Genomic DNA, 12,492 nt, shown 5'->3' on the forward strand with positions numbered 1-12,492 from the left:
AGAATCCGGTGAATCCTGGACGCGCGGCCTCAGCCTCCCCTACCGTGCCCGTCAGCGTACAGTGCCGCGGATCAGACCCGGCAGAATGTTGTGCGGCAAGGGGGAGGTTCTGGTGAGGCGGACACTGCTCGCGTTGTTGGCGTCGCTCGTCTTGGGCACGGCCGCTCCCGCATGGGCGGCCACCGGCACGGAGGCCACCGATGCGGGTGTCACCGGCGCCCAGAGCGCCGCCGGAGGGGCGCAGGGGGTCGTGGCGTTGCTCGGGGTTCCGGGGCTGCGCTGGAGCGACCTGAGCGCGCGGGAGACGCCGAATCTCTGGAAGGTGGCCGCCGAAAGCGCGCTCGGATCGCTGTCGATCCGCACGGTCGGCCCGGTCACCTGCCCCTACGACGGGTGGCTGACGGTTTCGGCGGGCATCCGCTCGGCGGTCGGCTACCGGTGCGGGCTGCCGCCGGTGCCCGAGCGGCGCGGCGCGGGCGCGGTCATCCCCGATTACGGCTACCTGCACGCCGTCGCCCGGCAGCGGCACGCGGGCGCGCTGGGCGAGGCACTGCGGGCGGCCGGGCGGTGTACCGCCGCGATCGGCCCCGGCGGGGCGCTGGCCCTCGCCGACCGCTCCGGCGCGGTGGACGTCTACCTGCCGTCGGCCGACGGGCTCACCGCCGCCTCGCTGGGCGGGTGTCCCGTGGTGGCCGCCGACATCGACGACATCGCCCGGCCGTACATGGCGGGCGGCTACATCCCGCGTGAGGCGGAGCCCGTCGCGCCCGAGGCGCGCGCCGCCGCGGTGCGGGCCGCCGACGCCAAGGCCGGGGCCGTGCTGGCCGCGCTGCCGCCGGGCGCCACCGTGCTGGTGGCGGGCCTGTCCGACCACGGCTCGGTACCCCACCTGCGCGCCGCCATGCTGCGCGCACCCGGGGCCGCGGGCCACACCCTGGGCACGACCTCCACCCGGCTCGACGACGTCACGATCATCCCCGACATCACCGCCACCCTGCTGCACGCCGCGGGCGTCGCCGCGCCGCCCAACGTGGTGGGCACCCCCTGGGCGCCCGGCCAGGACGACACCGGGCCGGTCCAGCAGGCCGCCGGCGCCTTCGAGGACGACGACGCGGCCGGGCAGACCATCAGGAACATGCTGACCGGCTTCTTCTTCGGCCTGGCCGTGTTGCAGGTGGCGTTCTACCTGGCGGCGTTCGTGCTGATGCGGCGCAGGAAGGCGCTCGGCCGGGTCCGCACCGCGGCGGTCGCGCTGTCCTCGGTGCCGGTGGCCAGCCTGCTGGTGAACCTCGTTCCCTGGTCGGCGGCGAGCAGCCCGCTGCCGGCGCACGTCGGCGTGATCGTCGCCATCGCCGCGCTGATCGCCGCTGTCGCGCTGGCCGGCCCGTGGCGGCGCAGCCCGCTCGGCCCGCTCGCGGTGGTGGCCGGGATCACCGGCTGTGCCCTGGCCGCCGACCTGCTCACCGGCACCACCCTGCAGCTCAACAGCGTGATGGGCTACACCGCCGTGGTCGGCTCGCGCTACTACGGCCTGGGCAACATCCCGTTCGCGCTGCTGGCCACCGGTGTGCTGCTGACCTCGACCGTGGTGGCGCACCGGCTGCTTGAGCGCGGCCGGCGGACGGCGGCCGTGGCGACGGTGGCGGTGCTCGGCGGCATCGCGATGATCCTGGGCGGCTGGCCGGGCATCGGCAGCGACTTCGGCGGGGTGATCGCGTTCATCCCGGGCATCGCGGTGACCGCGCTCATGATCGCCGGCCGCCGGGTCTCGCTGGTCAAGCTGGCGGTGTTCTGCGTCATCGGCGGGGTCGTGGTGATGGCCATCGCGTTCCTGGACTACCTGCGCCCGCCCGCGTCGCAGACGCACCTCGGCAGGTTCGTCGGCCAGGTGCTGACCGGCGAGGCGATCGAGGTGATCCTGCGCAAGCTGGCCGCGATGATCGGCACCATGGCCAACCCGATTCTGATGCCGATCCTGATCGCCGCCGCGGTCTTCCTGGTGTACGCGGTCCGTCACCCGGGGCAGGCCAGCGCGGGCGTGGTGCCGGCCGCTTTCGAGCACTCCCCCGCGCTGCGCGCCGGACTGGTGGGCACGCTGGTCAGCGGCGTGGTGGGCATGCTGGTCAACGACTCGGGGGCGGCGGTGCTGTCGATGGCCCTGGCGCTGGCCGTGCCACTGGTGATCGCCGCCGGGGTGGCCGCGCTGCCCTCGGGCGGCAGGGAGGCCCCCGGCCCGCTGCTTCCGGCCGCGCCGCCCGTCACCCCCAAACCGGCCTAGCACCCGTCCCCGCCGGGCCCCCGGAAGACCGGGCGGCCCTTCGGACGCCCAGCCGCCGGGGGTCGCGCTCCGGGGCGGCCGTAAGGCCGTCCCGCCACCGGGGTCGCGCTCCCGGCGGCCATCACGCCGTACCGTCGCCGGGCCCTGACGGTCAGGGGTGCCTCGGGGGCCTCAGGCCCCCTCGTCGCCGGTGGGCCAGGCCCGGGCCAGCATGTCGCGCGTGTCGGCCAGGAGTTGCGGCAGCACCCTGGTGTGCCCGACGACCGGCATGAAGTTGGTGTCGCCGCCCCAGCGGGGCACCACGTGCTGGTGCAGGTGGGCGGCGATCCCCGCGCCGGCCACGCCGCCGAGGTTCATTCCCACGTTGAAGCCCTGCGCGCCGCTCGCCCGGCGCAGCGCGACCAGCGCGTTCTTGGTGAAGCCGGCCAGTTCGGCGGTCTCCTGGTCATCGAGGTCGGCGTAGTCGGAGACATGCCGGTAGGGGCAGACCATCAGGTGACCGGAGTTGTACGGATAGAGGTTGAGCACCGCGAACACCGACCCGCCGCGGGCGATGATGAGCCCCTCGGCGTCGTCCAGCTTGGGGATCTCGCAGAACGGGCAGCCGTCGCCGGGCCCGGTGCCCGCGGGTTTGCCCTCGCCCTTGATGTAGGCCATGCGGTGTGGAGTCCACAGCCGCTGGAAGGCGTCCGGGGCGCCCGCGCCCGCCTGTTCGATCGGGTCGCTGTCGTGCATGCCAAGCAGCATAGGGCGTGCCGGCGCGGGCTCGGGTCGCGAGGGTGTCAGACCTGGACGCGCCGGGCCACAGCGTCGGTGATCTCCTCGATCGCCTCGTCCACGGGCACGCCGTTCTTCTGCTCGCCGCTGCGATAGCGGAAGGACACCGCGCCCGCGGCGGTGTCGTCGTCACCGGCCAGCAACATGAACGGGACCTTGGCCTTCTGGGCGTTGCGGATCTTCTTCTGCATGCGCTCGTCGCCCTCGTCGACCTCGACCCTGATGCCCCGGGCCGCGAGCTGCTCGGCGACCGCCTTGAGGTGCGGGACGTGGGCGTCGGCGATGGGGATGCCGACGACCTGGACGGGGGCCAGCCACGGCGGCATCGCGCCCGCGTAGTGCTCCAGCAGGATCGCGAAGAACCGCTCCACCGACCCGAACAGCGCCCGGTGGATCATGTAGGGCCGCCTGCGGGTGCCGTCGGCGGCCTGGTATTCCATGTCGAAGCGCTGCGGGAGCTGGAAGTCGACCTGGAGGGTGGACAGTTGCCAGCGGCGGCCGATGGCGTCGCGGATGTGGACGTCGATCTTGGGCGCGTAGAACGCGCCCTCGCCCTCCGCCACGATGTACGGCACGCCGGACTTGTCCAGCGCGTGCCGTAGCGCGGCGGTCGCCTCGTCCCACTCGGCGGGGTCGCCGACGAACTTCTCCGGCCGGGTGGCCAGCTCCGCCTCGAACTCGGTCAGGCCGTAGTCGCGCAGCAGGTCGATGACGAACTGCAACAGCGAGGCCAGCTCGTCGGCGAGCTGGTCGGGGGTGACGAAGATGTGCGCGTCGTCCTGGGTGAAGCCGCGCGCCCTGGTCAGGCCGTGCAGCACGCCGGACTTCTCGAAGCGGTAGACGGTGCCCAGCTCGAACATCCGCAGCGGCAGCTCGCGGTAGGACCGCCCGCGGGCCTTGAAGATCGTGATGTGGAACGGGCAGTTCATCGGCTTGGGGTAGTACTTCGCGCCCTCCATCTCCATGGGCGGGTACATCCCGTCGGCGTACCACTCCAGGTGGCCGGAGGTCTCGAACAGCGAGGACTTGGTGAGGTGCGGGGTGACCACGAACTCGTAACCCGCCTCCTCGTGCCGCACCCTGGAGTATTCCTCCATCACCCGCCGCACCCGGCCGCCCTTGGGGTGCCACACGGCCAGGCCGCCGCCGATCTCGGCGGGGAAGCTGAACAGGTCGAGCTCGGTGCCCAGCTTGCGGTGGTCGCGCTTTTCGGCCTCGGCCAGCATGGTGAGGTAGGCGTCCTGCGCCTCGCGGGACTCCCAGGCGGTGCCGTAGACGCGCTGGAGCTGCGGGTTCTTCTCGCTGCCGCGCCAGTAGGCGCCGCCCGTGCGCATCAGCTTGAAGGCGGGGATGACCCGGGTGGTCGGCAGGTGCGGGCCGCGGCACAGGTCGCGCCAGCGGCGCTCGCCGGTCTTCGGGTCGAGGTTGTCGTAGATCGTCAGCTCGCCCGCGCCGACCTCCACGCTCGCGCCCTCGCCCGCGTCGGCCGCGCCGCCCTTGAGCCCGATGAGCTCCAGCTTGTACGGCTCGGCGGCCAGCTCCTCGCGCGCGTCGCCGTCGGTCACCGGCCGCCGGGAGAACGCCTGGCCCTGCTTGACGATCTCGCGCATCCGTTTCTCGATGCGCTTGAGGTCGTCGGGGGTGAACGGCTGCTCGACGTCGAAGTCGTAGTAGAACCCGTTTTCCACCGGCGGGCCGATGCCCAGCCTGGCGTGGGGGAACAGGTCTTGCACGGCCTGGGCCATGACGTGCGCCGCGGAGTGCCGCAGGATCGCCCTGCCGTCGTCGCTGCCGATCTCCACCGGCTCGACGGTCTCGCCGTCGCCGACCTCGGCGGCGAGGTCCTTCAGCTCGCCGTCGGCGCGGGCGGCGATGACCGTCGTCCCGTCGGCCGAGAGCGCCTCGCCGTACGTCGTGCCCGCCGCCACCGCACGCTCGGCTCCGGCGAGGGTGATGCGAAGGTGCGCCACGGCAGACACGGTTTCTCCTAGATCGCTTCGAGACGACTGAGTACACCGCATGTTACCGGTGGCGAAGACCCAGCGAGGTCAGGTCGTCCGTGGTACCGGCGAACACGTTCAGGTCCACCGGGCTGTGCGCGTACTGGTGGATCCGCCACTCCCGCCAGGGCGCGGGGACCTCCGGATCGCCCGGCGGCCTGCCGGGCGAGGAGATCCACAGCGGGTGGCCGCCGAGCCCGGCGCAGTTGCCCTCCTTGGCGAAGGCGGCGTGGGTGTGGACGAAGGGACGCACGCCGCACTCGCGTTCCACCGCGCGGCACCACTCCAGGGCGAAGGCGGACACCCCGGCGGGCTCGACGCCGCCGGCGCGGTCCAGGACGAGGGCGAGCAGGTCGCCCCGCGCCGCTCCGCCGGCCGCCGCCACGACGCCGAGGAAGTGACCGGCCTGGGCCGCCGGATCGGCATCGGGCCGGGCGACGTGGTAGGCCCCGCGCACCAGGCCGTGCTCGCGCATCGCCGCCCAATCGACCGCGAACCGCCTGTCGGTGACGGCGACGCCCTCGCTCGCCCGGGCGAACGCGAAGGCGACCCCCGCCCGCGTGTGCGCGGCCCAGTCCACCGCGTTCTGCCAGTCGGAAACGTCGATGCCGGTCAGCATGCGCACCTACCCCCGTGACGGCCGGGGCGCGGCGGTCACCGCCCGGATCGCGCCGCGCTCAGCTCGGAGAACAACGCCTCCCAGCGTGGCATGACCGAGGCCGGGGCGTAAGCCGCGACCGTCTTGGCGGCGCGCGCGCCCATCCGCTCGCGCAGCTCCCGGTCGCCGATCACCGTCTTCAGCGCCGCGGCCAGGCCGGGCACGTCCTTGGGCGGCACCAGCAGGCCCTCCTCGCCGTGGGTGATGACGTCGGCGGGGCCGGTCGGGCAGTCGAAGCTGACGATCGGCAGCGCGTGCGACATGGCCTCGATCATCACCATCGGCAGCCCCTCGAACCGGGAGCTGAGCACGAACACCGACGCCTTGGTCAGCTCGTCGTGGAAGTGCTCCGAGCGGCCCATCAGGAAGGCGTGGTTGTAGAGCCGGAGCTGCTCGATCTGGCCGCGCAGCCGGTCCTTGCGCGGGCCGGTGCCGTAGATCCGCAACTGCCAGTCCGGGTGGTCGCGCACGACCTCGGCCCAGGCGGGCAGCAGCATGTCGAAGCCCTTCTGCGGGTACAGCCGGCCGGCGGCCAGCACGATCTTGCCGCTCTGGTCGGAGAAGGGCTGCTCCAGGGAGTGCACCGAGTTGGGGATGCGCTCCACCCGCGCGCCGGGGATGGCCTCCTGGTACTCCCTGCGGTCGCCTTCGGTGAGCACCACGACCGCGTCGAACTTCGCGTAGTTGCGCAGCACCGCGTCCCGTACGGCGGGCCGGTGGGTGGAGAGGTTCATGTGCTCCTGGGCGACCCGTACCACGCCGCGGCCCGCGTGCCTGGCCGACAGCAGGTTGAGCGCCGGGCGGGTGGTGACCAGCACACCGTCGGTGAGCCCGGCGATATAGGACGCGACCGCACGTTCGACGGCCGGGGTGAAATAGTGGGCGGCGAACTCGCCCCTCGGCACGGCCCCGCCACGGAGCCTGCGCGCGAGCCGGGCGGCCAGGCTCGGCTCCCGCACCCCCGCGCGCTGGTCGACCAGGGCCGCCAGCCGGACCCGCGGGTCGATGGCGAACTGGGGCTCCTCGCGCCGCCGCACGACGCTGACCACCTCGACGTCGTGCCCGGCCGCGGCCATCGCGTTGGCCTGGGTGATCACCGTGCGGATGGTGCCGCCCATCCCGTAGGCGTGCAGCAGCAGGTATCGGATCTTCATGTGGTCTCCGTCACCCGCTGGTAGTCGACCGACAGGTTCTCGTGCACCGTGTAGCGGGGGCGCACGTCGACCCGCCCGCCGTCCGCGGGGAAGGTCTGCGCGGGGTAGATCATGATCGTGTTCTTGGCGCGGATGTCGTCCAGCCGGCGTCCCACGCGCAGCCGTTCGCCGCCGTGGACGAGGTGATGGACGAGGTAGAGGTCCCAGACGCCCTTGCCGGGGGCCTCGGGCGGGGCCAGGGCGGCGATGGGCACGACGGCCTCGAACGCCTCCCCCGAGACCGACGCCGGGTGTTCCAGGCTCAGGCCGCGCGGCCCGCGCAGCGCGCACTGCACCAGCCAGCCCCGCTGCGGGGCGGCGGCGGTCAGTCCGTGCAGGCGGCCCAGCACGCGGATCTCGCCGTCCTCGGGCCAGACCTGCTCCACCTCGGCGTGCGGGGCGGGCTGCTCGTCCCCCTCGGTCATGCGCTCGGTCATGCGGCGTAACCCCAGGCGAGGCAGATCTCCTTCAGCGCGGCGGGGACGTCCTCCGGCCGGGGAAGCTCCCGCCCGGGTTGCACGGCGCCCGAGCGAATCTTGTCCTTCCAGTCGCCGAGGCCCTTGACGAACCGGGTCTCCCCACCGTATTCGAGCATCCCGGCCTCCCATTCGACGTCCAGGAACTCGCAGATGCGCCGGGTCTCCCGCGCGGGGTCCTCGGTCAGGTCCTCATAGCGCACGGTCAGGCCGGTCAGCGCGGTGCGGGCGCGCTGCACCGCCTTCATGTAGCGCAGTGCGTCGGCACTCGCGGCGTCCATGTCCCGCCGGTCGGGGGCGGCCTCGTGCCAGGAGGTGGCGATGGACACCGGGTGGCGCAGCAGGAAGATGAACCGGGCGCCGGGCCAGCAGGTGCGCAGCCGCTTGTAGGCGAAGGCGTTGGCCGGGGTCTTGTCCACGATGACGCTCTTGCCCGAGCGCACCAGCTCCCGGTGCAGCAGCCGGTCCCAGAGCAGGTGCTCCAGGTCGGCCTGGTTGTGCCCGAGGGCGTCCATGGCCTTCTCCGCGAGCGAGGTGCCGAACCCCACGGTCAGCCGCCGCACGTGCAGCTCGTGCGGGGCGTGGATCCGGGTGTGCGCGTTCAGGATCACCCGCAGCAGCGTCGATCCCGACCGGACCGGCGACAGCACGAACACCGGCGCGACCAGGCGGTCGTGCTCGGGATCGGCGGGCGGGCGCACGAGCTCGTCCGCCGCGGTGGCGGGCCGTGCGGGCAGGGTCGCCGCCGCGTGCTCAGCGGCGGCCGCGGCCGTGCCCTGGACGCGGCTGAAGCGGAAACCGGTCAGTCCACCGACGGTTTCGTTGACCTTGCGCTTCCAATTCATGAACGGGGAGGTTAACAACGGATCCTGAGCGTTGCCTGGGTAACCCCGATTTTCTGCTACGCGGAAAGATACCCCCAGCTCCGGCACACATCGATCAGTTCGGGCGGGATCTCGTCCTCGGCGGGCAGCGGGCGGCCCGGCTGCACGGTCCCGCTGCGGATCTTGTCCCGCCAGTCGCCGATGCCCTTGACGAAGTCACCGTGCGTGTGGTCGCCGTAGTGCAGCATGCCCTGCTCCCACTCCACCCCGAGGAAGGCGCAGATGCGCCTGGTGTGGGTCGCGGGGTCGCCGGTCAGCTGCTCGTAGGTCAGGCGCAGGCCGGGGAGTTCGCCCATGGCCTCCTCCAGGTACTTCATGTACTGGTAGGTGTGCCGGACGGCCTCGGGCATCGGCCGGGCCTCCGGGTCGGCCTCGTGCCAAGAGGTGGCGATGGACAGCGGGTGGCGCAGCAGGAAGATGAACTTCGCCTCGGGCCAGGCGGCGGCCAGCCGCCGGTAGGCGAACACGTTGCTCGGCGTCTTCTCCACCAGGATGCGCTTGCCGCTCTTGGCCAGCTCGCGGTGCAACATGCGGTCCCAGACCAGGTGCTCCACGTCGCTGTGGGTGTGCCCGAGCGCGCGCATGGCCTGCTGGACCGGCTCGGTGGGGAGGTTGACGGTGATCCGCCGCACATGCATCTCGTGCGGCGCGTGGATCTGGGAGTGGCTGTTCAGCATGACGCGCAGCAAGGTCGAGCCGGACCTGACCGCGGAGAGCACGAACACCGGGTCGGGGATCAGCCGGTCGGCGGCGTCGGCCGGTCCGCGCACCTCGTCGCCGGCCATCCGCGGCGGCAGCAGGGCCGACCGGGGAACCCGCGGGGCGGGCGGCGGCTTGCGCGCCAGGCGCTCGGCCCTCGTGAGGTTGTAACCGGTGATCCCTTCCAGGGTCGCGTTGACCTTACGCTTCCAGCTCATGGCCATGCAGATTAGAAAGCGCCGGTTACCAGAGGGTTAACTGCACCTGTGCGTTAGCGGCCGACCGACGGCGCGGCCCAGGGCAGCGCGAGCCCGCTCTGGTCCACGGCTTCCATATGCACGTTATGCCCCGATACGCCCATGCGCAGCAGCCGCGCGGTGCACGCCTGGACCATACCGGGGGAACCACAGATGAAGACCTCGCTGTCGGCCGGGAGGCGGTGCCTGGCGACGGTGTCGGCGACGCTCTCCCTCGGCGGGTGGGCCGGATCGTCGGAGACCGCGAGCACGAACCTCATCCGGCCGTGCTGCTCGCGCAGCCGCAGCAGGTCGGGCAGGTCGTACGCCTGGCTGCGCAGCCGTACGCCGTGGAAGAGGTCCACCGAGGGCCGCTCGTGCATCCACGCGGTCTCCTCGATGATCGCCTTGAACGGCGCGAGGCCGGTGCCGCCCGCGATGAAGACCAGGTGGGAGGCGGTGGACCGGCTGAGCACCATCGAGCCGCGCGGCGGTCCGAGGAACACCGTGTCGCCCACGGCGGTGCGGTGGGCGAGCGCGGTGCTGACCCAGCCGCCGGGGACCACCCGCACGTGCAGGGAGATCAGGTTGTCCTCGCGGGGCGGGTTCGCGATCGAGTAGGGCCGCCACACCCTGGGCCACTGCCTGGTCTGCACGGTGGTGTACTGCCCGGCCTGGAAGAGGTACGGGTGGCTCGGCCGCAGCACGATCACCGCGAGGTCGTGGGAGCGCAGCTCGTGCCCGACCACGGTCGCCGTCCAGTACGGCGGGGACGCGTGCGAGTCCCGCTCCGCCGCCTCGCTCATCACCCGGGCGATGAGGTCGTAGGCCGCCGCCCACGCCTGGTCGTAGGCGGGCAGCCACGCCCCTTGCGCGTTCACCCGCATGGCGGTGATCAGGCAGGCGCCGAGCATCGGATAGTGCTCGGGCACCACACCGTACTTGCGATGATCGCGGCCGAGTTGCCCCAGGTAGGTGCTCAGCCCCTCGATCTCGCCGAGGCTCAGCACCACACGGGTGAGCGCGTGCAGCAGACGATCGCGCTGAAGGTCCATCGCAGCCGGGAACATGCCCCTGACCTGCGGAAAGCGGGAGAACAGCAGGGCGTAGAAGTCGGCGGCGACCTTGCCCGAGCGCGGTTCGACCAGGGACCAGCTACGGCGGATCAGGGCGGTGTCGATGGCCATGGCGTCAGTGCGGCCCGTTTCCGTCGCGCGGCGACGCCCCGGCGCGCGCCCTCGCCACTCCGAAGTGGTCGCCCGCCGCGGGCCGGGGGCCGTCCTTGCGGTCCTTCCTGGCCAGCCGGGGGATGTGTTTGGAGCAGTGGATGTAGGCCTCCTCCACGTCCACCTTGACCCAGCGTTCGACGCGGCGGCCCGGCGAGGTGCGGTCGTCGTCGGCGAGGCCGTAGCGGCGGGCGGCGTCCAGCGCGGTGGTGATGGTGGCCCTGCCGTTCACGTGCAGGCCGGCGAGGTCGTCGAAGAAGTCCATGAAAAGCAGGCTGATGTGCGGGTTCTCCAGGATGTTGCCGAGGCTGGCCAGCACTCCGTTGCCGCGGAACTCGGGGTAGACGAGCGTGCTGTCGTCGAGCACCCGCACGAAGCCGGCCGGGCCCGATCGGAAGGTGGTGTCGCAGTTGCCGGCCGCGTCGGAGGTGCCGACGAAGGCCATCTCCTGGCGGGCGATGAACTCCCGCATCTCGTGCGTCAGGCGCTCGGTGAACTGGCGGCGGTAGAAGTTCTCGGCCCGTTCCCCGGTGGCGAACAAGGACTGCAGCACGTGCTCTCCATGTGATCCGGGCAGGTGGCAGTCGTCCGTTCGCGTGTCGTGCCCCACTCGCACTCCCCCCTCATAAGGCTGCGGGCGCCGGCTAATGCCGCAATAAGTGATGGATCATAAACCATGACCACATGGATCCGTACAAAACTTGAGAAGTTCAGTCTGATCTGCGGAAACGCTTCTCGCCGGAGAAACTGCCACATTTACTCATAGTGACGATGATAGGTGAAATGTCCGAAATCCTGTACGCTGCGCTACCTATCGCGACGTATCAAGTACGCGGCGTATGCCCGTAGGTCGGCCGCCACGGAGGGGTCCAGCACCTCGCCCGCGATCCGCAGCGCGGCCCTGACGTGCTCGTCGGCCTGCCGTTCCGCCAGCCTCCTGCCGCCCGCCTCCTCGATCAGGCGCGCCGCGGCGCGCAGCGCTTCCTGACCGCCCTCGCGCGGCGCGTCGTCCAACAGGCCCGCGAGCCGCCGTGCGGGCACGCCCGGCGCGGTCAGCGCCGCCACGACCGGCAAGGTCTTCTTACGCCGCCGCAGGTCGCTGAGCACCGGCTTGCCCAGCACCTCCTGCTCGCCCCAGATGCCGAGCAGGTCGTCCACGATCTGCAGCGCGATGCCCAGATGCCGGCCCATCGCGGTCAGCCGCTCCACCACGGCGGGCCGCACGCCGCCGAGCACCGCGCCCAGGGCCGCGGCGCACGCGAACAGGGCGCCGGACTTGCTGCCCGCCATCCGGGCGTACTCCTCGACGCTGACCGCCTCCCCGCCGGTCCAGGCGCGCTCCTCGAACAGCACGTCGTCGGCCTGCCCGTGGACGATCTCCATGAGCGCGGCGGACAGGTGGCGGGTGGCCCGCTCGGACCCGGGGGCCATCGCGAGGGTCCGCATCGCCAGCGCCAGCAGGCCGTCCCCCACCAGCAGCGCGGGGCCGACGCCGTACACCTTCCACACCGTCTCGCGGTGCCGCCTGCGCTCGTCGCCGTCGATGATGTCGTCGTGGATCAGCGAGAAGGCGTGCACCAGCTCGACGGCCACCGCCGCGGGGACGGCCGTGGCCGCGGGCACGCCGACGCCCTCCGCGCACAGCACCACGAGCGCGGGCCGCAGCCCCTTCCCACCCGATCCGCTCCGTCCTTCCGCCTCGCCCGACCAGCCGAAGGCATAGGAGGCGATCTCCGCCTGCCACGGGTGCAGAGTGCGTACCGCCTCGTGCAGCGCCGGCCGCACCAGGGCGTGGGTTCGCGCGACTGACCTGGGAAAGGCCGGAGAGGCGTCTAGTGCCACGAAGCAACCTCACGTTCGACGTGCGCTCTGCTACCGAAGATCCCCAAAGTACCCCGCATATGCGCGCGTGGCCATATAGCTACACACAGTTACCAAAGACACTAATCCCGATTATTAGCCTTAGAACACTAGCTTGGTAGATCTTGTTCACCTTTGGTAGATCATGTGATACTTCACGCAAAGGACCGTGAACCACTAGTCGAGGGTGAGGGTCAAGACGACC

At 71.8% G+C, this 12,492-nt stretch carries 11 protein-coding genes; 1 reads left to right on the top strand and 10 read right to left on the bottom strand.

The genetic code is table 11. The annotated features are described in order from the left end of the window. Nucleotides 1-112: 112 nt before the first annotated feature. Nucleotides 113-2,278 carry an alkaline phosphatase family protein gene (locus C1I98_RS09510; RefSeq protein WP_146607346.1) on the top strand — a complete coding sequence of 722 codons (2,166 nt, stop codon included), beginning with the start codon at nt 113-115 and terminating at the stop codon, nt 2,276-2,278. 171 nt (nt 2,279-2,449) lie between these two features. Here the strand turns inward: C1I98_RS09510 and C1I98_RS09515 are convergent, their stop codons facing one another. From C1I98_RS09515 to C1I98_RS09560, 10 genes are all read right to left on the bottom strand, one after another. Then, on the bottom strand, nt 2,450-3,013 hold the full coding sequence (locus C1I98_RS09515) for an HIT family protein (protein ID WP_233507603.1): 564 nt from the start codon (nt 3,011-3,013) through the stop codon (nt 2,450-2,452). A 47-nt stretch (nt 3,014-3,060) separates the two neighbouring features. Further along, nucleotides 3,061-5,034 carry a threonine--tRNA ligase gene (thrS, locus tag C1I98_RS09520; RefSeq protein WP_111166709.1) on the bottom strand — a complete coding sequence of 658 codons (1,974 nt, stop codon included), beginning with the start codon at nt 5,032-5,034 and terminating at the stop codon, nt 3,061-3,063. Between the two features lie 43 nt (nt 5,035-5,077). Next, on the bottom strand, nt 5,078-5,674 hold the full coding sequence (locus C1I98_RS09525) for a glycoside hydrolase family 25 protein (RefSeq protein ID WP_111166710.1): 597 nt from the start codon (nt 5,672-5,674) through the stop codon (nt 5,078-5,080). A 35-nt stretch (nt 5,675-5,709) separates the two neighbouring features. Further along, a complete protein-coding gene (locus C1I98_RS09530; protein WP_111166711.1) occupies nt 5,710-6,867 on the bottom strand; it encodes a glycosyltransferase family 4 protein in 1,158 nt (385 codons plus the stop codon). Next, nucleotides 6,864-7,343: a hypothetical protein gene (locus C1I98_RS09535; protein ID WP_111166712.1), complete on the bottom strand. Its 480-nt coding sequence runs from the start codon at nt 7,341-7,343 to the stop codon at nt 6,864-6,866. The genes C1I98_RS09530 and C1I98_RS09535 overlap by 4 nt, the downstream gene beginning before the upstream one ends. Then, a complete protein-coding gene (locus tag C1I98_RS09540; RefSeq protein ID WP_111166713.1) occupies nt 7,340-8,227 on the bottom strand; it encodes a sulfotransferase family protein in 888 nt (295 codons plus the stop codon). The genes C1I98_RS09535 and C1I98_RS09540 overlap by 4 nt, the downstream gene beginning before the upstream one ends. Before the next feature lie 56 nt (nt 8,228-8,283). Next, nucleotides 8,284-9,183: a sulfotransferase family protein gene (locus tag C1I98_RS09545; protein WP_111166714.1), complete on the bottom strand. Its 900-nt coding sequence runs from the start codon at nt 9,181-9,183 to the stop codon at nt 8,284-8,286. A gap of 53 nt (nt 9,184-9,236) precedes the next feature. Continuing rightward, a complete protein-coding gene (locus C1I98_RS09550; protein WP_111166715.1) occupies nt 9,237-10,388 on the bottom strand; it encodes a globin domain-containing protein in 1,152 nt (383 codons plus the stop codon). Between the two features lie 4 nt (nt 10,389-10,392). Beyond that, nucleotides 10,393-10,980 carry a pyridoxamine 5'-phosphate oxidase family protein gene (locus C1I98_RS09555; protein ID WP_233507604.1) on the bottom strand — a complete coding sequence of 196 codons (588 nt, stop codon included), beginning with the start codon at nt 10,978-10,980 and terminating at the stop codon, nt 10,393-10,395. 254 nt (nt 10,981-11,234) lie between these two features. Then, entirely contained in the window at nt 11,235-12,269 is a 1,035-nt protein-coding gene (locus C1I98_RS09560) for a polyprenyl synthetase family protein (protein ID WP_111166717.1), read from the bottom strand. Between the last annotated feature and the right edge of the window lie 223 nt (nt 12,270-12,492).

The organism is Spongiactinospora gelatinilytica, from assembly GCF_003236385.1.
In the GTDB taxonomy this organism is placed as follows: Bacteria; Actinomycetota; Actinomycetes; order Streptosporangiales; family Streptosporangiaceae; genus Spongiactinospora; species Spongiactinospora gelatinilytica.

Excerpts from the sequence above, each read along its gene's own strand:
- C1I98_RS09515 (WP_233507603.1), bottom strand. The coding sequence starts at position 3,013 with ATGCACGACAGCGACCCGATCGAACAGGCGGGCGCGGGCGCCCCGGAC.
- C1I98_RS09525 (WP_111166710.1), bottom strand. The coding sequence starts at position 5,674 with ATGCTGACCGGCATCGACGTTTCCGACTGGCAGAACGCGGTGGACTGG.
- C1I98_RS09530 (WP_111166711.1), bottom strand. The coding sequence starts at position 6,867 with ATGAAGATCCGATACCTGCTGCTGCACGCCTACGGGATGGGCGGCACC.
- C1I98_RS09535 (WP_111166712.1), bottom strand. The coding sequence starts at position 7,343 with ATGACCGAGCGCATGACCGAGGGGGACGAGCAGCCCGCCCCGCACGCC.
- C1I98_RS09540 (WP_111166713.1), bottom strand. The coding sequence starts at position 8,227 with ATGAATTGGAAGCGCAAGGTCAACGAAACCGTCGGTGGACTGACCGGT.
- C1I98_RS09545 (WP_111166714.1), bottom strand. The coding sequence starts at position 9,183 with ATGAGCTGGAAGCGTAAGGTCAACGCGACCCTGGAAGGGATCACCGGT.
- C1I98_RS09550 (WP_111166715.1), bottom strand. The coding sequence starts at position 10,388 with ATGGCCATCGACACCGCCCTGATCCGCCGTAGCTGGTCCCTGGTCGAA.